18 protein-coding genes are annotated in these 22,464 nt (G+C 36.5%); 11 read left to right on the top strand and 7 right to left on the bottom strand.

The annotated features are described in order from the left end of the window. Nucleotides 1-166 precede the first annotated feature (166 nt). Nucleotides 167-3,019 carry a SusC/RagA family TonB-linked outer membrane protein gene (locus tag EG359_RS08420; RefSeq protein WP_076352418.1) on the top strand — a complete coding sequence of 951 codons (2,853 nt, stop codon included), beginning with the start codon at nucleotides 167-169 and terminating at the stop codon, nucleotides 3,017-3,019. A gap of 12 nt (nucleotides 3,020-3,031) precedes the next feature. Then, on the top strand, nucleotides 3,032-4,639 hold the full coding sequence (locus tag EG359_RS08415; RefSeq protein WP_076352417.1) for a RagB/SusD family nutrient uptake outer membrane protein: 1,608 nt from the start codon (nucleotides 3,032-3,034) through the stop codon (nucleotides 4,637-4,639). A gap of 73 nt (nucleotides 4,640-4,712) precedes the next feature. On the opposite strand, the gene EG359_RS08410 is transcribed toward EG359_RS08415, so the two are convergent. Continuing rightward, nucleotides 4,713-5,639 (bottom strand): helix-turn-helix transcriptional regulator, encoded by a 927-nt coding sequence (locus EG359_RS08410; RefSeq protein ID WP_076352416.1) that lies wholly within the window; start codon nucleotides 5,637-5,639, stop codon nucleotides 4,713-4,715. A gap of 183 nt (nucleotides 5,640-5,822) precedes the next feature. On the opposite strand from EG359_RS08410, the gene EG359_RS08405 reads away from it, so the two are divergent. The 3 genes from EG359_RS08405 (at nucleotide 5,823) to EG359_RS08395 (ending at nucleotide 9,081) form a co-directional block, all read left to right on the top strand. Continuing rightward, nucleotides 5,823-7,352 (top strand): aldehyde dehydrogenase family protein, encoded by a 1,530-nt coding sequence (locus EG359_RS08405; RefSeq protein ID WP_076352415.1) that lies wholly within the window; start codon nucleotides 5,823-5,825, stop codon nucleotides 7,350-7,352. Between the two features lie 220 nt (nucleotides 7,353-7,572). Next, nucleotides 7,573-8,607 carry an alcohol dehydrogenase AdhP gene (gene adhP / locus EG359_RS08400; protein ID WP_076352414.1) on the top strand — a complete coding sequence of 345 codons (1,035 nt, stop codon included), beginning with the start codon at nucleotides 7,573-7,575 and terminating at the stop codon, nucleotides 8,605-8,607. A gap of 90 nt (nucleotides 8,608-8,697) precedes the next feature. Next, nucleotides 8,698-9,081, top strand: coding sequence for a DUF779 domain-containing protein (locus EG359_RS08395; RefSeq protein ID WP_076352413.1), 384 nt, complete (start codon nucleotides 8,698-8,700; stop codon nucleotides 9,079-9,081). Nucleotides 9,082-9,138: 57 nt separating this feature from the next. On the opposite strand, the gene EG359_RS08390 is transcribed toward EG359_RS08395, so the two are convergent. Next, nucleotides 9,139-10,341 (bottom strand): dicarboxylate/amino acid:cation symporter, encoded by a 1,203-nt coding sequence (locus EG359_RS08390; RefSeq protein ID WP_076352412.1) that lies wholly within the window; start codon nucleotides 10,339-10,341, stop codon nucleotides 9,139-9,141. Nucleotides 10,342-10,434: 93 nt separating this feature from the next. Between EG359_RS08390 and EG359_RS08385 the strand changes: the two genes are divergently transcribed. The 3 genes from EG359_RS08385 to EG359_RS08375 are packed head-to-tail and all read left to right on the top strand — an operon-like array spanning nucleotide 10,435 to nucleotide 12,222. Then, nucleotides 10,435-11,349: a DnaJ C-terminal domain-containing protein gene (locus EG359_RS08385; protein WP_076352411.1), complete on the top strand. Its 915-nt coding sequence runs from the start codon at nucleotides 10,435-10,437 to the stop codon at nucleotides 11,347-11,349. A gap of 3 nt (nucleotides 11,350-11,352) precedes the next feature. Then, complete coding sequence (locus EG359_RS08380; RefSeq protein ID WP_076352410.1) at nucleotides 11,353-11,655, top strand: chaperone modulator CbpM; 303 nt, start codon at nucleotides 11,353-11,355, stop codon at nucleotides 11,653-11,655. A gap of 36 nt (nucleotides 11,656-11,691) precedes the next feature. Further along, nucleotides 11,692-12,222: a hypothetical protein gene (locus tag EG359_RS08375; protein WP_076352409.1), complete on the top strand. Its 531-nt coding sequence runs from the start codon at nucleotides 11,692-11,694 to the stop codon at nucleotides 12,220-12,222. A gap of 61 nt (nucleotides 12,223-12,283) precedes the next feature. Here EG359_RS08375 and EG359_RS08370 read toward each other — a convergent pair whose 3' ends face one another. Then, on the bottom strand, nucleotides 12,284-13,267 hold the full coding sequence (locus EG359_RS08370) for a PLP-dependent cysteine synthase family protein (RefSeq protein ID WP_076352408.1): 984 nt from the start codon (nucleotides 13,265-13,267) through the stop codon (nucleotides 12,284-12,286). Between the two features lie 122 nt (nucleotides 13,268-13,389). Then, a complete protein-coding gene (locus EG359_RS08365; RefSeq protein WP_076352407.1) occupies nucleotides 13,390-14,619 on the bottom strand; it encodes an ABC transporter permease in 1,230 nt (409 codons plus the stop codon). Between the two features lie 4 nt (nucleotides 14,620-14,623). On the opposite strand from EG359_RS08365, the gene EG359_RS08360 reads away from it, so the two are divergent. After that, nucleotides 14,624-15,820 carry an exo-beta-N-acetylmuramidase NamZ family protein gene (locus tag EG359_RS08360; protein WP_076352752.1) on the top strand — a complete coding sequence of 399 codons (1,197 nt, stop codon included), beginning with the start codon at nucleotides 14,624-14,626 and terminating at the stop codon, nucleotides 15,818-15,820. Here the strand turns inward: EG359_RS08360 and EG359_RS08355 are convergent. The 3 genes from EG359_RS08355 to EG359_RS08345 are packed head-to-tail and all read right to left on the bottom strand — an operon-like array spanning nucleotide 15,817 to nucleotide 17,833. Further along, complete coding sequence (locus tag EG359_RS08355; protein WP_076352406.1) at nucleotides 15,817-16,023, bottom strand: hypothetical protein; 207 nt, start codon at nucleotides 16,021-16,023, stop codon at nucleotides 15,817-15,819. The genes EG359_RS08360 and EG359_RS08355 overlap by 4 nt on opposite strands. A gap of 4 nt (nucleotides 16,024-16,027) precedes the next feature. Next, nucleotides 16,028-16,648, bottom strand: a complete 621-nt coding sequence (locus tag EG359_RS08350; RefSeq protein WP_076352405.1) for a DUF3575 domain-containing protein — start codon at nucleotides 16,646-16,648, stop codon at nucleotides 16,028-16,030. Between the two features lie 9 nt (nucleotides 16,649-16,657). Next, the gene (locus tag EG359_RS08345; RefSeq protein ID WP_076352404.1) at nucleotides 16,658-17,833 is read right to left on the bottom strand and encodes a thioredoxin family protein; all 1,176 of its coding nucleotides are present in this window, start codon (nucleotides 17,831-17,833) and stop codon (nucleotides 16,658-16,660) included. A 349-nt stretch (nucleotides 17,834-18,182) separates the two neighbouring features. Between EG359_RS08345 and EG359_RS08340 the strand changes: the two genes are divergently transcribed. Then, nucleotides 18,183-19,766: a histidine kinase gene (locus EG359_RS08340; RefSeq protein ID WP_076352403.1), complete on the top strand. Its 1,584-nt coding sequence runs from the start codon at nucleotides 18,183-18,185 to the stop codon at nucleotides 19,764-19,766. A 112-nt stretch (nucleotides 19,767-19,878) separates the two neighbouring features. After that, nucleotides 19,879-22,461, top strand: coding sequence for a zinc-dependent metalloprotease (locus EG359_RS08335; protein WP_076352402.1), 2,583 nt, complete (start codon nucleotides 19,879-19,881; stop codon nucleotides 22,459-22,461). Nucleotides 22,462-22,464: the final 3 nt, after the last annotated feature.

Raw genomic sequence — 22,464 nt, 5'->3', positions numbered from 1 at the left:
TGTTTTTCGTTAAAATTTTAAAAGCAATTAAATTTTTTCTTTAGCATTATTTAGAGATTGATGCGGATAATCCTGTTCTGGTAGCGGGTTTTCGAGGTTTGATAAATTGATGTTGTTAATATTTATTAACATATTTGTCCCCTTGAATATATTAAAATCTGTTAATATGAATATGAAATTGCGTGTTTTGACAGCAGGAGTCCTGTTTTTCACAGGCCAAGCTGTACTTGCTCAAGAAAAAGAATCTAAGAACAGTAAGGACAAAGAAACTAAGATTGAGGAAGTAGTTGTTTTAGGGTATAGCAAAACTGCTACCAAAGCTAAAACTACAACCTCTTCGGTAACCGTAGGTGCCGAAACCTTAGAAAACAGACCTAACATCTCAGTATTAAGCTCAATTCAGGGGACTGCTCCCGGTATTGTAGTTAACTCGGCTTCTGGTTCTCCAGGTTCTGGGAAATTCAATATTCTGATCAGAGGAACAAGCTCACTTAATGGTTCTACGGATCCTTTATATGTGGTAGATGGGGTAATTACCTCTGGTTCTCAGTTCAGAAACCTGAACTCTTATGATATTGAAACATTCAGTATCCTGAAAGATGCCCAGGCAACAGCAATCTATGGTAACAGAGCTGCGAATGGAGTTGTTGTTATTACTACAAAAGGAGGGAAATTTAACTCAGGATTAAAGGTTTCCTATGATGCATTAACATCTTTCAGCCAGCTGCCTGAAGCAAACTATAATATGGCAAATGCTCAGCAGTTGTTATATATTCAGAAAAATTTACAAACAGGTAAAGGAAAATCTTTAACGAACGACCAGATCAATAACTGGGGAACAGATACAGATTGGAATAAGCAATTTACCCGTGTTGGTATCTCTCAACAACATAACTTGTCTATTACCGGAGGTGGAGAAAATATCAATAACTTCTTCTCCCTTGGATATTTAGAAAGTGAAGGAACTGTAAGATCTACAGACTTCAAGAGATTTACAATGAGAAATAACCTTAACGGTAAATCTAAAAATGGAAAGTTAACTTTCGGTTCTATCATTGGTTTAGGATATTCCAAAAGAAACCAGTTGGATGATGAAACGAATTCTAAAATCTCCAGCAATACTCTTCAAAACCCTTTATTTGGTGGAATACTTTCAAGACCTTACATAGGACCATCTCCATATGCTAATGGTAGTGAGCTATTCAACGCTATTAAATCTGATGCTACTAATAACCGTCAATGGGTTCTTCAGGATAACATTAATGGAGGAATCAGAAACAGATTTACAGAATTAAGTATTTCTGCAAATGCAAATGTGAACTATAAGATCACAGATTTCCTTAGCATTGGAAACAGAACAGGTATTGAATACAAGGAATACGAAAGAACTTTCGCAAGATCACCACTAGGATACCTTTCCATTAGCGTAGCCAATGGAGATCAGTCTAAATATGGAGGTAGTGAAGAATTTTCTACAACAAGAGACTTAACTTTCAACAGTATTACGAATATTTCATTCAATAAGTCTTTTGGAGATCATACGATTAGTGCTGGTGCTTATATGGATTATATCAAGGCACATGTTAATTCAACTACTCAGAGACAAAATGGTCTAAATCCATTACAATGGGAATTTGGTGCAGGAACAGGTTATATTCCTTTTAACCCTGATACACCCAATCTTTACAGACCTTCTGTAAGTGCTACAAAAGTAACCGCTGGTACCTTAGCTTATTTTGGAACAGTAGATTATGATTTCAAAGATAAATATGGGGTAAGTGGAGTTATAAGAAGAGATGGTTCTTACCGTTTCCTTCCTACGAACAGATGGGAGACTTTCTGGTCAGTTGCAGCAAGATGGAATATCGACAAAGAAGATTTCATGGCTAATTCAGGATTCAGATTATTGAAATTAAGAGCTTCAATCGGTACTACTGGTAACCAGAATTTAGGTATTGCGACTGATAACTCTAACCCATTGGCATTACTTCCAAATAACTTCCTTGATCTATATGATGGTATTTCAGGATATCAGAATATTTTAGGATACAACTTTGTTAACTTGTCAAACCCGTATTTAAAATGGGAGCAGGTAAAACAAACGAATATCGGTATAGATTATAACTTTAAAGGTTTAATTGAAGGTAGTGTAGATTATTACCAGAAGAGAACATCCAGAATGTTCAATGATCTTCAAGTATCTGCAACTACAGGATATTATTCAATTAGAGGAAATGACGGTATTCTTGATAACAAAGGTATCGAGGGGTTAATTAAATATAACGTGATCAGAAACGAAAATACGAAATTATCTATTTTCGCAAACGCGGCATATAACTCTAATAAAATCGTTTCCATGGATAGCGAAAACCTTGCAGGAGATGTGGTAAATGCTATTGGAGGTCCTGCAGGTCAGTTCCAGTTATACCCATACCTTGGAGTAAATCGTGAAAACGGAAACCTACAGTTCTTAGATAAAAACGGAAACATTACTGAAGCTCCAACAGCTGCAGACAGAAGACTGACAGGAAAGTCAAGATATGCAAAATTTACAGGAGGTTTTGGATTTAACTTCCAACACAAAGGCTGGTTCTTTGATACATTATTCTCTTTCCAACAAGGAGGGTGGATCTATGATAACTTACAGTCTTGGGTATTTGATCCAAGTGCTGCTGCCAACAGAAACCTTTCTTCAGACTTGTTAAATGCATGGACTCCTCAAAATAGAGATACAGATGTTCCTGCTTTGAAAGCAACCAACTTAAGCTTAGGTGCTTCAGACAGATTTTTACACAGATCAGATTTTATCAGACTTAAGAATGTTACTTTAGGATATAACTTTAGCAAAAGTCAACTAGGTAAATTACCGGTAAGAGGTATTAAGGTATTTGTTCAGGCAGAAAACCTTCTTACTTGGACAGATTGGAAAGGATTTGATCCGGAGCCAATTACTTCGTATTCACTAAACGTCTATCCAAACCCAAAAACCGTATCGGTAGGTTTAAATGTTGATTTTTAATAGAGAAAAATTATGAAAAGAATTATCAATACAATATTAGTTGTAGCAACTTTATCATCTGCAGCATTTACATTAAACAGCTGCCAGGATGCACTTGATATCAAACAACCTGGAGAATTACAGGAGAATGAATTATATACAAGTGTTGCTAATCTAAACGAAGTTTTAAACGGATCTATATACGCTCAGTTGGATCCAATTGAGGAGATTTATTTTACAGCCGTATTTACAGATGAAGTAAAGCCGGGTTCAGGAAGTGGAGGTCAGGAGTACTCTTTACACAGACATTTTCTTGATGCAGCAAGCCCTGTAGTAACGGGAGGAACTGTAAACAGTGTAGCAAGTGACGGGATCTGGTTAAATAATTATAAAGTTATTAACAGAGTGAACAGATTGCTTGAAGGAGCGAAGAAAGTGACACCAGCTAATGCAGATGAACAGAAAGCATATAATGAGATCCTTGCTCAAGCCAGAGCAATCAGAGCTTATTGCTATGTACAGCTAGAGGCATACTTCTCTGCTGATATGAAAAACCCTAACGAACTAGGAGTAATTCTTCTAAAAGATGTTCCGGCTACAGATGCTAAATTACCTAGATCTAAGAATCAGGATGTATATGATTTCATTAATGCTGACTTAGATTACGCAAGAGGGATTTTAGAATATTCTTCTACAGCAGGAGGAAGATATGCTACTGATAAAGGATTTGTAAATGCTGTTACGGCTCGTTTTAACCTTTACAGAGGAAATACAGTTTTAGCAAAACAATATGCAAACGAAGTAATTTCAAACTCAGGTTTGAAGCTTACCATCGCAGATCCATCGAAGCCTGCAGGGGATAATGCTCCTGAAATAGGTTCAAAAGAATGGAATGCTGCCTTTTATGGAATTGCATCTTCTTTCAACCCATATAGAAATCTATGGAATGATTCAGCAAGAGGTGAAGTTATCTTCTCATTAAACAGACTTCCATTAGGAGCCGGAGGAACTATCGGTTCAAGATGGAATACCAACCAATCTAATATTGATGGTACACCAATGTGGTTCTGGGGAAGAAACTTATACAACTTGTTTCAGAATATTCCTGGAGATATCAGAAAGTATGCTTATGTAGATCCAACGTCAGCTCCAAAGGCTAATTATGCAAGTGCAACAGCTGGAACTACGAGAGAAGACGCTTTGGTTATTGACAAATATCCTGGTAAAACAAATACACCTACAAGAAATGATGTTAAAGTTTTCAGATTATCTGAAATGTATTTCATTGTAGCTGAAGCTGAAGTAGCGGCAGGTAATCTTTCAGCAGCTCATGACTTAATTCAGAAAGTAAGGGAGGCTAGAAATTATCTTGGTGCTGCTGTAACACCTACTTATACAGGTGCACAGTTTGCTTATGCTGACATTTTGAAAGAGCGTAGAATTGAATTGGCGCTTGAAGGACACCGTTATGTCGATCTGAAGAGACTTGCAGTATTGGCAAATGTAGAAATGGACAGGAACCCTACAGATGACATCATTCCGGTTAAGAATCTTCCTAATGGTGATTACAGGTATACTTTACCTATTCCTATCAAGGAAACTTCGGCAAACCCGAATGCTTTACAAAATGATAAATATTAATCATTATAAAAATACCCCTGAAGTTTTTACTTCAGGGGCTTTTTTATCAATAGGCTTCAGGAATTATAAACAATTATCTGGAGAATATTTTTCCATTCTGATAACTTTTTGGGGTAACTCCTACAAGCTGCTTAAATACTCTTGTGAAATAATTGGTGTCGGAAAACCCTGTCTGAAAAGCAGTTTCCTTAATACTGTTTTGTCCAGCCAATAATTCTTTTGCCTTGCTGATTCTTTCCTGTAGAATAAAATCATTCGGGGAAATTCCAAGTTCATCCCTAAACATCTTAAAGAAGTTGGATTTACTCACATACGCCAGTTTTGCAATGCTGTCAATAGACAATTTCTGATGTAGGTTTCTTTTAATATAATCTACCACAAACCCCATTCTTGATCTGTTTTTTACAAGATTTTTTTCTACCAGACTTCTTGCCTGTGTTTGCATAAGTCTTATCAGAAGCTCTTTCAGTGCAAAATCTGCCATAATATCTTTTTGAGAATTATCATCCATGGCAATCCTCATAATATTATTGGTTGCAGAAGCCAATGCCTGATTATTAAAAAGAAAATATTCATCCAGTTGAATATTCCATTGTGAAGACTCATCTACCTTTGGAAGGTGATAATTTAAATAATTGAGAGAATCCTCTATAAAATCAGGATTTAAACTTAAGGAAATACATTGTGTAGCCGTTTCATCAGCCTCAGGAAAATCAATGACCATGGTTTCCCCAGGAGCAACCAGAATGCTTTCTCCCGGAAAATAATCAAAATAATTGGTCTTATTATCCAGTTTCATATGCTTTTTTCCTCTTAACATGGCTGTAAATGCAATGTTTTCAAAGTGAAGCTTTACCCCAAATGCGGCCTTATGGGTTTCATAAATACTGAATTCACAATTGTTTAGATTGAATGTGGTCTGGTTTTCAACAAGACTCAATAGATGCCTCTCCTGAGTTAATTTAGGAGTGTTTAATAAAAACTTGCTATTGTTATTCATTTCTAAATATTTTTTGAAAACTGGTATTCCAAATATATAAAATATGAACCTATGTTGTTGTTAATAAAATGATAAAATTAGACTGCTAATACTATTTTGCACCTTTTTTATACGATTGTGCTATGTTTTTTTGGGGTTGTACATGTAATTTGGCATCATCGAAAAAATATAAACAATACTAATATGAGCACAATTACAGAACCAAAATCAACAACTCTTTTACAACGTCCAGAGTTTAAAGACAGATACGATAACTATATTGGTGGTAAATTTACACCCCCGGTTAAAGGACAATATTTTGATGTAGTTTCACCAGTGGATGGTAAAAAGTTCACTCAGGTAGCCCACTCATCCAAGGAAGATTTGGATTTGGCTGTAGATGCAGCAGAAAAAGCATTCCAAACCTGGAAAAATACATCATCTACAGAGCGAAGCATCATTCTCAATAAGATTGCAGACAGAATAGAACAAAACCTTGAATATCTTGCTACAGTAGAAACCATTGATAACGGTAAGGCTGTAAGAGAAACTCTGGCCGCGGATATGCCACTTGCAATAGATCATTTCAGATATTTTGCATCTGTTATTCGGGCAGATGAAGGCTCGCATAACGAATTGGATAAAGACACTGTGTCTTTAATCGTACATGAGCCGCTTGGAGTTATTGCACAGATCATCCCTTGGAATTTCCCAATATTGATGGCTGTTTGGAAGCTAGCTCCGGCCTTAGCCGCTGGAAATTGCGTGGTTTTAAAGCCTGCAGAAAGTACACCGGTATCCATTATGGTTTTAATGGAACTTATCGGAGATTTACTACCGGCAGGAGTCATCAACATTGTTAATGGTTTTGGGGCAGAACTGGGAAGAGCTTTGGTTACTAATCCTAAAGTTGCCAAGGCAGCATTTACAGGGTCTACAGCTACAGGCCGCTTAGTAATGCAGTATGCAACAGAAAATATCATTCCTGTGACATTAGAATTAGGAGGAAAATCGCCCAATGTATTTTTCAATTCTGTAATGGATGCAGACGATGAATTTTTAGATAAAGCTATTGAGGGAGCTGTACTTTTTGCCCTTAACCAAGGAGAGATCTGTACATGTCCGTCAAGATTACTAGTTCAGGAAGGAATTGCAGATGCCTTTATCGAAAGAGTAGTCGAAAGAGTAAAAGCCATCAAGTTAGGAAATCCATTAGACAAAACCGTAATGATGGGAGCGCAGGCTTCTCAGATCCAAAAGGATAAGATATTGTCTTATATTCAGTTAGGAATAGAAGAGGGAGCAGAAGTTTTGGTAGGAGGAAATGTAAATAACCTTGGAGAAGACCTTGAAGACGGATACTACATCCAGCCTACTATTTTCAAAGGAAATAATAAAATGAGAATTTTCCAGGAAGAGATCTTTGGTCCTGTGCTGGCATTTACAACCTTTAAGGATGAGGAAGAAGCCATAAAAATAGCCAATGATACCATCTATGGATTGGGAGCAGGAGTTTGGACTAGAGATGCGCATCAGCTATACAATATTCCACGTCAGATTGAGGCAGGAAGAGTTTGGGTAAACCAATATCATTCATATCCGGCAGGAGCACCTTTCGGAGGCTACAAGCAGTCCGGAATAGGAAGAGAAAATCATAAAATGATGCTTGATCATTACCGTCAGACCAAAAATATGCTGATTTCCTATAACAAAAACAAGTTAGGTTTCTTTTAATATTAATTTTAGGACGTGCCCGATTGCCTTGGCTTTATCCAGGGCAAAACGGTCGGGCTATGCAGGGCTTCATTTCATTTCGGTGCTTCATTGCATTCCGCACCGGCTCGTACCTCACCGCCCTTACTATCCCTCACGCAAATATTACTTTCTTATCCGGAATTTTTCGGATGGGTAGGAAACTATTAACCCATAAAAACTCAATTCAAAAAAATAAAATATGATTCCAAAGACAATGAAAGCTGCCGTAGTTCAAGGTTACGGACAGCCCCTGAAGATAGAAGAAGTACCCGTAAGAGCACCCGGCAGATATGAAGTTCTTGTGAAAGTAATGGCCTGTGGCGTTTGTCATACAGACCTGCATGCTGTGGATGGAGACTGGCCTGCCAAGCCTAAAATGCCCCTTATTCCGGGACATGAGGGGGTAGGTATAGTGGTGGCTTGCGGACCTGAAGCTTTTGTAAAAGAAGGAGATGCAGTAGGAGTTCCCTGGTTATATAGTGCCTGTGGTTGCTGTGATTATTGTATTACAGGATGGGAAACACTTTGTGAGGCTCAAAAAAATGGAGGATACAGTGTAGACGGAGGTTTTGCAGAATATGTTATTGCAGATTCCAGGTATGTGGGACACCTGAAGTCTAATGTTAACTTCCTGGAGATTGCACCTATTTTATGTGCAGGAGTAACCGTTTATAAAGGACTCAAAGAAACCGAAACAAAGCCCGGAGAATGGGTGGCTATTTCAGGAATAGGAGGATTGGGCCACGTAGCGATTCAGTATGCAAAAGCGATGGGAATGCATGTTGCTGCCATTGATGTAGCAGATGATAAATTGGAACTGGCTAAAAAACTGGGTGCAGATCTTGTGGTGAATGCAAAAAATACAGATCCCGGAGAATATTTGCATAAGGAAGTTGGTGGTATGCATGGCGCATTAATTACAGCTGTTTCACCTATTGCCTTTAAACAGGGAATAGATGTTCTGAGAAGAAAAGGAACCATTGCCTTGAATGGATTGCCTCCCGGATCTTTTGAGCTTCCTATTTTTGAAACTGTTTTAAAAAGAATAACCGTTAGAGGTTCTATTGTAGGAACCAGAAAAGATATGCAGGAAGCCCTGGACTTTGCCAATGAAGGACTGGTGAAAGCAACTGTAACTGCAGCCAAACTCGAAGATATTAATGATGTCTTTGATAAAATGAAAAAAGGACAGATTGATGGAAGGATTGTGTTGGATATTGCAAACTCAAATTAAACAATGAGCTGCAGGCTCGGCAAATACTTTTGCCGAGCCTATTTATTCAGATAATAATGTTCAATTTTTTAAATTTGAAAAAATAAAATAATGGAAAGAAAAACAGCAAGGCTTTCTGCAACAGAAAAGGCGCTTGAAGTCATTCATGAACTTGAAGACAAGTATGGGGCACTCATGTTTTATCAGGCAGGGGGGTGCTGTGAAGGAACGCAGCCACAATGCTTTGAAAAAGGAGGATTCTTTCCAAGGATGAATGATGCCATGATAGGAACCATTAAAGGATATGAATTCTGGATAGACCGCGACCTCTTTGAATACTGGAAATATTCCCACTTTACACTCGATGTCACAGATGGTTTCGGACCTGGTGGATTTTCATTGGAAACACCCTTGGGGAAAACATTTAAAGTTCAGTACAGGCTTTTCACTCCTGAAGAATATGAAAACCTTGAACCTGTACAACGCAGTGAATAGTGTAGATTTCTTTTAGAATAGAAGCACTTGTAAATTGTATGAATGGCCAACTTTCAATCAGGTGACTTTTACAAACCGATTCACAAACATAGCCGCAACGATATCTCCTACAGAATTAAGAACTGTTGCTAAAGGATCTACAAGGGTTCCGATAATCATTACAGCAGGAATAGCCTCCTGAGGAAGTTTATACACAGAGATCATCAGCATTTCACCAATATATCCACCATTAGGAATTCCTCCGGCTACAATACTCACAAAAACCGTAATTCCTAAAGCCAGAAGTAAATTGGCAGGATCAAAGAAATCTTTTCCAATAATTAAAAAAGCGACATATATTTTAATAATAGAAGACATTGAGGATCCATTTTTATGTAAGGTAGTACCAATAGGAATCACCAGGTTAGCAATAGAATTGGGAATTCCAATTTTGGAAGCTGCCTGTAGATTTGCTGGCATAGTTGCAAAGCTGCTGCAGGTACTTATTGCTGTAAGAGTAGGATAAATGGCATTGGTCCAGAAACTTTTAACACCATTTTTTCCACTCGCCATGAATGCATAGATTGAAAAGAAGACAAGGAAATAGATAATTCCTGCAACATAATATAAGCCTAAAGGCTTAGCATAAAAACCAAAAAGCTGTGGGCCTAATGTTGCTACCTGATAAGCGAAATAAGCCCCTAATCCAATAGGAGCCAGCTTCATTACCAGTAAAAGAAGCTCTTTCATTACTTCATATCCTGAGGCAATAAAAACCCTGAATGGCTGGCCGCTTTCTCCTGTTTTTCTAGCTGCAAAACCCGTTAAAAATGCAAAAATAAGCAATGCAAGCATATTTTGTCTTGAAAAGAGCGCGGTGAATTCTCCCACAGTGAAAAAGCTTACAATCCTATTTCCCCAACTTTCATCACTAGCCGTTTCAGTTACGATCTCCGAACTTCCGGAAACTCCTGAAACAGGAAAAAGATACACTACACAAATAGTGAAAATAGCCGCTGTCAAAATAAAGAATAGAAAGGTAAGTGCCATCACAAGAATGATTCTTCCGAACCTTGATTGTTGTTCTAAAGAGGCAATGGAGTTCGATACTGCAAAAAACACCAAGGGTACTACACTCACAAAAAGAAGATTAAGAAAAATATCTCCCAATGGTTTTATGTATTCCACAAACCCAGGAGCTACAATTCCTATAATGCTTCCAATAGTGATTCCCAAAAGTAAAAATATGATTCCTGAGTAGTTTTTTAATACCTCTTTCATGTGGTGCTTTTTATCAAAGATAGGTTTATTTTTAACACTCTGCTATGCAATTTTCAAGCCTAAATTTCATAAATTTGGGTAAACATCGTTTCTATGGCTTATATAGATTACTATAAAATTCTAGGCGTAGATAAAAACGCAACACAAGATGACATTAAAAAAGCCTACCGAAAATTGGCTAGAAAACTGCATCCGGATCTTAACCCTGATGATAAGGAGTCTGAAAAAAAATTCAAGGAGCTGAATGAAGCTAATGAAGTCCTCAGTAATCCTGAAAACCGTACAAAATATGATAAATACGGTGAAAACTGGAAGCACGGTGAGGAATATGAAAAAGCTCAACAACAACAGCAAAGACAATATCAGCAGCAGAACTACGGAGGTGGAGGCTTCTCAGGTGCTGATTTTGGAGAGGGAGAGGATTTTTCAGATTTCTTCCAAAGTATGTTTGGAGGTGCAGGAGGTTCTGGCAGAAGTTCGAGAGGAAGAGCATCCGGTAAGTTCAAGGGAAAAGATGTGCAGGCTGAGCTGAATCTAAACTTAAGAGATGCCGCAGTAACACATCCACAAACTTTTGAAATCAATGGGAAAAAGGTAAGAATCACCATTCCGGCCGGAGTTTATGACGGGCAGCAGATTAAGTTGAAAGGACATGGAAATCCGGGAATAAACGGAGGGCCAAACGGAGATTTGTATATTACGTTCAATATTCCTACGGATCCTGATTTTGAAAGAATTGGTGATGATCTTAAAACAAAGGTGACCATCGATCTATACACTGCTATTTTAGGTGGTGATGTAAAGGTAAATACCCTGGATGGAAGTGTAAACCTAAAAGTAAAACCGGAAACGCAAACCGGAATTACCGTAAGACTAAAAGGTAAAGGATTTCCTGTCTACAAAAAAGAGGGGGAACACGGCGATCTTTTTGTAACCTACGAAGTGAAACTGCCTACCAATCTTACAGAGAAGCAGAAAGAACTTTTTGAACAACTTAAAAATTCCTAGGCTATGAGTGAAAGAATATCACGGGAGGAACTCGTAAGAATATACAATATAGAAATCACATTTTTTGATGACCTTGTAGAATATGGTTTATTGAATATACAGGTGGAAGACAATATTCACTATCTGATGTATGAAGACTTGCCTGATCTGGAAAAGTTTACCAACTGGCATTATGACCTTGAAATCAATCTTCCAGGATTGGAAGTTATTCATAATATGCTGAACAAACTGGAAGCTTTAAAGCGTAGAAACAGGGATTTGATGAACAAACTTTCTGCAATAAGTGACCAATATGAAGATATTTAGCTTAGTTTTGTAGCTTTTTAAAACAAACCATGTATTATGAGTGAGGAAAAGGTTATTACATTAAGAACTGAAAGAAAGAATTTTGAGGATATTTATTTTAGTGGTAACCAAGGAAGTCTGCTTTTTTCACCTACAACTAAGAGTAAAACAATAACAACCATTGCATCCGCTGTTATCTTAGTCATTGTATTTTTTTTTAAAGACAGTTTAAGTGAAAATAGTAAAGGAATTTTATACTTTTTGAGTTTTATATTTCTGCTTTGTGCCGTTTTCTTGTCTGTAAGTGTTAACAAGGTTTCAAGATGGAAAAAACAGGTCAGTCATTATTTAAGTGTGCTTGAAAGGTGTAAGGTATTCGAGATCAGATTTGATCAAAATTTTTTTACAGTTAATATTGATGGAGAAAAGGAAACCAGTGAATGGAAAGATTTTGAATATTTTGACAGTAATAATGAATTCATCTCTCTGGAGGGGAAATATAATTATATGTTTCCACAGAAATCCATGAGTGAGAAAGAGTATAATTTGCTAAAGAAAACCTTAAAGGAAAATATCAATAAACAATAAAAAAATCAGAGCATTTGCTCTGATTTTTATTTTATATTAAAAGTAGTAAAAGGGAAGTTACTTATTCTAACCAGCCCATTTCTTTCATCCACTCGTCATTGTAGATTTTTCCTACATATCTTGAACCGTGGTCGTGAAGTAAAACTACAATTACATCATCTTTTGTAAACTGATCTTTCATTTGAATTAATGAAGCAATTGCACTTCCCGCAGAGTATCCGCAGAAAATACCTTCTTCCTTAGCCAGTTTTCTTGCATAGATGGCACCGTCTTTATCCGTTACCTTTTCAAAATGGTCAATTACAGACATATCATAGTTCTCAGGAATGATATCTTCCCCAATTCCTTCTGTAATGTAAGTATAAGCATGATCGTAATGAAGTTCTCCTGTTTCGTGGAATTCCTTAAGAATAGATCCGTAAGTATCAACACCAATTACCTTGATTTCTTTATTTTTTTCCTTAAAGAATGTTCCACATCCTGTAATAGTACCTCCTGTTCCTGCACCTGCTACAAAGTGAGTTAGTTTACCTTCCGTCTGTTCCCAGATCTCAGGAGCTGTAGATTCATAGTGAGCAGTTCTGTTGGATAAGTTGTCATATTGGTTTACATACCATCCGTTTTCTGTTTCCTTAGCCAGTCTTTTTGACACTGAGTAATAAGAACGCGGGTCAGTAGGCTTTACATCTGTAGGGCAAACAATTACTTCTGCTCCTACAGCACGAAGAATATCACACTTTTCCTTAGATTGTTTAGAATTGGTTACAAAAATACATTTGTAGCCTTTGATGATAGCAGCAAGTGCCAATCCCATTCCTGTATTTCCGGAAGTTCCCTCAATGATGGTTCCTCCTGGTTTTAATCTGCCGTCTTTTTCGGCATCTTCTATCATTTTAAGAGCCATTCTGTCCTTTACAGAGTTTCCGGGATTGAATGTCTCAACTTTTGCTAAAACTAGTGCTGGGAAGTCTTCACCTAACACCTTGTTAAGTTTTACCAGCGGTGTGTTACCTATCGTTTCAAGGATATTTTTTGCGTATTTCATAAATGTTTTATATGCGGTGCAAAGATAATGCTTTTAAAATTATCTCTGTCCTGTATGATTTGCAGACGAAACTGAAGCATTGAAAAGAGTTCCAATGATCAACAAACATCAACTTCTAATAATTAATTGTACTTAATTGCTTTCACTGGAGAGATCTTACTGATCAGATAACTCGGAATAATTAAAGCAAGTGCTGAGATCGCCAGAATCCCTAATGAAATGGAAACAATGGCAATAGGGTTAAGATCTACCGGAACTGTACTTACGTAATAGTTTTCTGGATTCAACTTGATAACCCCAAAGAATTTTTGAATTAGAATTAATCCTAATCCAATGGCATTTCCATACAAAAGCCCTGGAATCATGATGATTAGTGTATAGTTGATAAAGGTAGCTCGGATCTGTGCGTTATTGGCACCCAATGTTTTTAGCAAACCGATGGAATTTGTTCTTTCAATAATAAGGATAAGAAGAACCATAATAATATTGATGACTACCACAATCAGCATGATGATGATAATGAGTGCAATATTAGTATCAAAAATACTGATCCAGTCATTGATCTGGGGAAACTTTTCAGTGGCTTTTTCTGCATAGTTTTTATAGCCGATGAGTTTTTCAATGTCAGGAAAATCCTTGTCGATATCATTGACATTTTTCAGGAAAATATCCACCCCACCAATCTCGTCGCCTTTCATATCCAGAATTTTTCTTACATGATTGATTCCGCCAATAACGAACTGTTCATCAATCATTTTAATATCTGTTCTATAGATTCCGATAATTTTGAATTTTCGGTAGATCGGCTTTTGATCAGTCTTCAAAAATACAGTAACTATGCTGTCATTTACCTTAAGGTGAAGATCATTGGCTACTTTTTGTGAAATGGCAACATCATTATTGAATCCTACTTCAGTAACCTTTGGTGTGGTACCGGCAAGAAGAAATTTTTTAAACCTTAAGCTGTCAAAATCCTTTCCTATTCCTTTAAAAATGATTCCTGCGAAATTATGTTCATTACGCATAATACCTGTTACGGTTGCATATTTTTGAACAGTTTCCACATCAGGAAGCTCCTTTATTTTTGAAATATTTAATCCTTGATTATCCAATACCGAAGTATTGTATGAAGAATTGGATCGTGTAGATCTTACTGTAATATGTCCGCTGAAATCTGCAAGTCTCTCCTTGATCGCCTTTTTGGAACCTAATCCGGTGGCTACAGTAATCAGGGAAACAATGATTCCAAGAGCTACAGAAAGCCTGCCAATGAAGATGATAACCCGTGATAGGTTATTTTTGTTATCTTTGGAAAATGCTATTTTTCTAGAGAAATATAAAGGAAACTTCAAGCTTATGAATTTAGATTTCAAAATTAAAAATTTACTTCTGATTTGCCTAATTTTTTTAGGAGTATTCAACCAATATTATTCTCAAACTCAAGTTCAATCGGATTTTAAAACCGGTGCGGACCAACCTGAGCTTTATTTGCCCTTATTAAAAGGAAAAACAATTGGTGTAGTAACCAATCAGACAGGTTTGATGAGTGACAGAACTCATCTGGTAGACTTTTTAGTGAAAAATGGTGTTAAGATCAAATCTATTTTTGCACCGGAACATGGTTTCAGGGGAGACGCTGATGCAGGGGCTAAAGTAAAAAATGGAGTAGACGTTAAAACAGGAATTCCAATTGTTTCTTTGTATGCGAGCAATAAGAAACCCAAGCCAGAACAACTGGCAGGGATAGATATTGTTGTGTTTGATATTCAGGATGTTGGGGTAAGGTTTTATACATATATCTCAACGTTAACATACCTGATGGAGGCTGGAGCTGAAAATAATGTGGAAGTCATGGTACTAGACCGTCCGAACCCCCATGATGGATATACCGACGGGCCTGTTTTGAGAAAGAAATGGACAAGTTTTGTAGGAATGCATGAAGTTCCTGTAGTATATGGATTAACAATAGGTGAATACGGAAAAATGGTAAACGGTGAAAAGTGGCTGAAAAATGAAGTTCAGGCGAAATACACCTTAATTCCAATGAAAAATTATCATAAAAAACAACGTTATCCAATATTAGATAAACCATCACCTAATTTACCTAATGATAAAGCCATTAACTTGTATCCGAGTTTATGCTTTTTTGAAGGAACCCAGGTTTCTGTAGGAAGGGGAACGGAGCAGCCTTTTCAGATTTATGGTTCTCCATGGACAGAAAGTTTACCTTATCAATTTACTCCAAAACCAAGTTATGGCGCAAAAGATCCTTTCTTGAACGGAAAGCTTTGCTATGGAGAAAACCTATCTAATTATCCTAAAGATCTAAGAGAACTTAATTTGGAATGGGTAATAAAAGCCTATCAAAACTATAAGAACCCACAATTAGATTTCTTTTTGAAGAACTTATGGTTTGATACCCTGTCCGGAACTGATGAATTCAGAAAGCAGATTATTGCTGGAAAATCAATTCCGGAAATTAAGGCGTCATGGAAAAAAGATTTAGAGGGTTTTGAAAAAATCAGAACCCGATATGTTATTTATGAAGATTAATCAAAATTTTGGGGTGGAGTCTTATCATTTTTGCCCCTATTTAATATAAAAAGTCCAATGGTAAGACCAACAACACCTGCAAAGGCTGTTAATAAGGCTCTTTGTAATTTGTCAGGAAGATCATTTCCAAGATAGTTCATTAAAAAAAGGATCACAAAAGTGATCACTGAAATGATAATATGGTTTTTTCCGAATAACTTCATTGTTTTATTTAAATTTGTAAGAGATCATTACGCCCCCTCTGTAAGGCATAATTTCACCACTTTTATTAAATTTTTCAGCCCCATCGTAGCGTTTTCCTGTTGTGCGATCATAACCTTTATAAAAACCTTGGGAAGTTCCTACTGTAGCGTATAGATCAAGATTCCAACGGTCTGATAATTGAAACTGATAACCACCTGTAACACCCAACATCACAGAAAATCCTTTTTGATAAAGATTGGAGTTTACAATAGTTTCACCATTCTCGTTTATGGCAGATTTATCGTTCCAGTAGTTCCATTTTTGTGCATTATAGGCAGCAAAAGAAAGGTTGGCTCCTACATACCAATGCTTGAAAGCTTCATTAAAATAATATCTTCCTTCAACAGAAGCTGAGTAAAACTGTAATTCATGTCCTGCAAATGATTTCCATGGTGAAATAAAGACATCTCCCTGAATAGTATATTTTGGACTGATCTGTTTTTCTAAAGCCAGGTTAACAATACCTAGTGGTAAAAAAAGAGCATTGCCCTTTATATATAAACTTTTTTCCTCATTTTGCTCTTGTGCATTAAGAGTTCCTATTGCCAAAAATGCCAAGGCACCTGCTAATACTCTGTACTTCATCAATATGTGTTATTTTATTTGATTTAATAATTCTTCTGCTAATTTGGAGTCCTTATTGGACTGAGTGGCTATATTCCTAGACATTTCAGCATAATTTTTTGCCATTTCCTTGTTACCAGTTAAAAAGTAAAGCTTACCAAGGATATAGGTGTTTTCAGAGGTTTCTCCTCTCATCACTGATTTTTCTGCCCATTCAGTGGCTTTTTTCAAGGAGGATGGGGTTTTTACATGGTCTAAGAATACCCATGATGCTCTTAACAACTCATCAGGATTAAATGAATCTGAGTTTTTATAATAATCCAAGGCTGCTTTTTCATACTCAGGGAAATTGGCATTTTGCTCATAATAGCTAAGTTTAGTCTGGTTAAGCTTTGCGGTAGCTAGTTGCTTGCCTACTAATGGTTCAGCCGTTTTCAGAAAATACTCATCATTGATTCTTTTATTTTTATCATCAATGGATTGTTCTACAATTTTTGATAGCTTCAGTTGAGCATCAAATTCATTGTAGGTTTGTTCCGGAAGGTACTTTATAATTTCTGCCTTTCTTGCAGAAAAAGTTTTATAATTGGAATCTTCAGTTGATTTTAGGAAAAATAATAAAAATCCTATTTCATCCTTTGAAAACTCTTCCGTATTTTTTTTGTTTTCAAAATATCTTTCAGAGGCTTTCTTGGCAAACTCATAATCAGTATCAGAATTAAGTTTCATAATATTGATAAGGAAAGTAGGATCCTTTTCGCCCTTGGCAAAGCGGTCTTTTAGAGAGTTTTTATTGTTCCCCGGTGAATTGATATCCTGAGCCATTGCTACAAATAGACTTTCCTCCATATAGCCGGTATTTCTGGAAACAAGCTCGCCGTCACCATTCAGGAAAAGATAAGTAGGGTAGGAACGAACTCCATATTTGGCGGCAATGTCTCTTCCTTCTCCTTTTTCCATATCAAATCTTGCATTGATGAAGTTGGTATTGTAATAGTCTTTTACCGATTTCTGAGGAAAAACATTTTTTTCCATCATTTTGCAGGGGCCACACCAAGAAGCATATGCATCAATAAAAACCAATTTTTTTTCCTTTTTGGCTTTTGCTATAATTTCCTTGAAAGGGAGTTCCTGGAACTGAATAGATTCCTGTGCTGAAATAATGATAGAGCAAAAAATAGAGATTCCGGAGATGATCTTCTTCATTTTCAAATTAGATTTGTAGGCGAAGATAATTAATTTCAGAATATTTAAGAGCGTAATCTGCTGATTGAATATCTATATTAACTAATTTTAAGATTTATAGCTTTCCTGATCCTATTGTAAGACATAGAAAAACTTATTTTTTAGAAAAAATATTTTGACCGTACATTTCTCTCCTCAAAAGAGCTCTGTTTATCGATTGTTTCATATATTTTTAATTCACTTTTTGGTCCTGAAATCTTTGTTATATCTTTGCAAACTAATAAATTATCTACGGAAGAATTACAAAAATAGGCTTTGCTATAAGTATTGCCCGTATCTTTCTTTTGAGGAAATAACAATGTAGAAGAGCTTGAGCATTCAATTTAAACATACCCTATCCCGAAAATCCGTTTACATTACAGCGCTTTCTGTCTGCTTCATTGCAGTGGCAGCATTTGCTGTTCTAAGTCTTTTAATTACAGAAGACAGCCGGAAAAATACTGAGGATTTTGCAAGAAAAACTTTCTTCCGAAAATATGAATCGGTAGAAAATGAATTTAGAAATATTGAAGATTACCAATACCTGCTTCGTGAATTGATTCAAAAAGACGGACTGAAGAATTATAAGGACTACTCTTTGGTTTTAAATGGTTTAAACAAAAAAAGAAATCTTTTAACTTACAGCTGGTACTATTATGACAAGAATGGAACGGGAAAGTCGGAAAGCAATAATCCTTTAGCTGATCTTTTTAAAAATAGGGAAAGTACTGGAAAGTCTGTTGCTATAAAAAATAATGGCCCGGGACACTTTAAAGATCTTCTGATCACTCGCAGAGATAGCATGTACTGGGTAAGTTATGATTCCCTTGTGCTTCCTGGTAAAAATAGGCTGTATTATGGTTCTACAGTGAGCCTGGATGATCTTCACCAGTATTTTATCAATGTAGATAAAAGCTCAAATACCTACGCCTATGTGTTCACAAAGGAGGGGATTTGTATGACTCATCCGGAAAAAAAATATCTTGGAAAGAATATTTTCGATTTTACAGATATCAAACCACAAGATACGATATGCAATACTGTAAAGTCAGGTTATACAGAAAGAACTGCTGTTTCTGAATATCTTGGAGTGGAAGTCACCCGATTTATAAAGCCTTTAAAAACGGATAATTTTGATGGATATACGGTCGTAAATCATGTTAACTTTATTATTGATGAAAATACTAACAAAGTAAAAGCTTATACTGTTTACATATTTCTGGCGGCTTTATTTCTGATTGTAACGGTTTTTATTTTATTTCAAAGATCAGCAAATATTGCTTACAGGGAAAAGGAAAAGATACAAACAGAAAAAAATCTACTGCTAATTGAGAATGAAAAAATGCACAAGGCAGAGGTGATTAATCAGTTGCAGCAGCTTAAAAATAACATCAATCCACATTTTTTGTTCAATTCATTGAACTCACTTTATATGCTGATTGGGATTAATAAGGATAATGCTCAAAAGTTTACCATGAACCTTTCCAAGATTTACAGGTATTTGATTGTTCCCCCAAAGGAAAATATTGTTTCCGTTGCCAAGGAGATTGATTTTATCAAAAAATATATGGAGCTTCTGAAAAGTAGGTTTGATGAGGAGCTGAGATTTGAACTCATCATCAATTGCCCGGAAAGTTTAGAAAAACGGATTCCTTATCTATCCCTGCAAATTGTAGTGGAAAATGCTATAAAACATAATATTGCGACGATAGATCAACCGTTGGAGATCATTATTATAATAGAAAAGAACGAGATTATGGTGAAGAACACCTGGCAGCCCAAAACGGAAGTTGTTCAGGGTGAGAAATTCGGGATTGATTATTTGAATCAGGTTTATGAGTATTTTAAGAATAATCTGCTTCATATTTCTGTAGATGGTGAAAATTTCATATGTTTTTTGCCATTAATGAAGTAAAATAAAAAAATCCATTCACTCCCAAAAAACAACCTCTCACTCCCTAATATTATTTAATAATTCACTATACCTATAGCTTTGCTAGCTGAAACTAAGATATTTACTATTTGGAATGAATCGGACTATTTTAATGAAGAATTACAGACTTGCCCTGTATCTAGGACTTGCATTGGCTTCGCCGGCGGTAATGGCACAGAAAAAGGATACTGTAAAAACGGCCAAGGACAAAGCTGAAAAAACAGATGTTTCATCATCAAAAAAAACAAAAAAAATTGACGAACTGATCAAAAAAGGTACCTATAAAAAAGGTCTTTTTAATACGATACAGGTAAAAACGGATGTTTATTTTGAAATACCTGACAGTTTGATGGGACGCCAGTTTTTGGTGGTCAATAAACTATCTCAGGTACCTATGCAGGTGAATGAAGCGGGTTTAAATAAGGGAATGAACTATGAAAATAAGATCATTTCTTTTCACCGTGACAGATTAGCCAAGAAAGTATGGGTTAAAACCTCTGAAGCTAAAGTGTCGTCACCTAAAAATGATGCCATTACAAAATCTGTTAAGGATAACTTTTCAGAGTCTGTAATTGAGGTTTTTGATATTGAAGCACAAAACAATGACTCCACTTCAGTAGCCATTAAGGTGAACAAGGTTTTTGATGGAAATCAGAAGAGTTTTAATGATGTTTTGGCGAATGTAGGCCTTGGTGGATCAGTAAAATCAAGTCTTTCCTATATAGAAGGAGTAAAAACATTTCCCCAAAACCTTGTTGTGAAGTCTCAATTGAGTACTTCCGTGAATGAGGGAGGTGTAGATTTACCGGTGACGTTGGGGGTTACAAGTAATCTTGTATTGCTTCCTAGCGTACCTATGAAACCCAGAGTTTCAGACGCGAGAGTAGGGTTTTTCTCTGAAAAGCACTGGACTTTCAATGACCGTCAGCAGAAAATGGACGAAAAATTCTTCATCACAAGATGGAACCTTGAACCTAAAGATGAAGACAAGGAGAAATATCTGAGAGGAGAATTGGTAGAACCTAAAAAACAGATTGTTTATTATATAGATCCTGCCACTCCAAAACAATGGCGTGAAAAGATCATTGCAGGAGTACATGATTGGCAGGTTGCCTTTGAGCAGGCTGGTTTTAAAAATGCTGTAATTGCAAAAATGCCGGACGAAAAGGATGAAGATTTTGATATTGATGATGTAAGATATTCTGTAATCACCTATGCGGCTTCACCTAAGTCGAATGCCATGGGGCCATCAGTAGTAGATCCAAGAAGTGGTGAAATTATTGAAGCCGATATCATTTGGTGGCATAATGTAATGACTTCTCTTCATGACTGGATGAGGATTCAGACAGGGGCAATAGATCCAAAAGCCAGAGGAAATAAGTTTAGTGATGAACATATGGGAGAAGCTATCCGATTTGTTTCATCCCATGAAGTAGGACATACTTTTGGATTGAAGCATAATATGGGAGCATCTTTCTCATTCCCTGTAGAATCACTTCGCTCAAAGGAATTTACGGATAGAATGGGTGGAACTGCACCTTCCATTATGGATTATGCACGTTACAACTATGTGGCTCAGCCGGAAGATGGTGTTACGGCAATCACTCCGAAAATCGGGCTTTATGATAAATATGCCATTGAATGGGGTTATCGTTGGTACCCGGATGAGTTTGTTGAGAAAAAAGCATTGAGAAACCTGATTGAAAAACATCAAGATGATCCAATGTACTTCTACGGAGAACAGCAGAGTTATCTGGAAACAATAGATCCGCGTTCGCAGTCTGAAGACTTGGGAGATGATGCAATGAAGGCCAGCGAATACGGAATGAAAAACCTGAAAGTAGTGGTAGATAATCTTTTAAAATGGACCTATGAAGATGGTAAAGATTACACAGCAACAGGTAAATTGTATTTGGAAGCTATCGGGCAATGGGACTTGTATACAGGTCATGTAATGGCGAATGTAGGAGGGATTTACCTGAATAACACTGTTTTTGGTAACAATAAAAAGGCATACGAACCAGTTCCTGCCGAAATACAAAGAAGAGCAGTTGATTACCTTGTTAAGAATTCAATCAACCTTCCGGAATGGTTATTCTTCAATCCAATTACAGAGAAGACCTATCCGGTTAAAAACTCACCGATGGGACCATTTGAGCAGACGCCTTATACCCTGGCAAGAGGAATGCAGTATGCCAACATTTATTCCCTGTTTATGGATGACAGATTGCTTAGGTTGCTTGAAAATGAGTTAAAGCATGAAGTTTCAGGTTCTAAGGATGAGATTTATACTGTTGAAAATCTATTTGATCAGGTAAGAGGAGCCATTTTTAATAAAAGAGGAAGCCTTACAATCTTTGAAAAAATGGCACAGAAGAACTATGTAGATGCGATGATTGTTTCAGTGAATAAACTGTTCGAAAAAACAGCAGTGAAGGGGTTAAAGACAGATCATAATCTGAATATGCCCATGATCTGTAATTATCATGAAGAAGATAAGAACCTTAGAAACATTAATTACTCATCCATGAAAAGAGTATCTGAAGTAACTACCTATAAAAGAGCAGAGCTACAGAAAGTTCTGGACTTACTGAATAGAACCAGATACAAAGGTGATGACTCTTCAAGAGCTCATTACACAGATTTAATCATTCGTATTGAAGAGGCTTTAAAATAAATA

Source organism: Chryseobacterium joostei, assembly GCF_003815775.1.
Classification (GTDB): domain Bacteria; phylum Bacteroidota; class Bacteroidia; order Flavobacteriales; family Weeksellaceae; genus Chryseobacterium; species Chryseobacterium joostei.
This window is presented reverse-complemented; position numbering and strand designations above follow the sequence as displayed.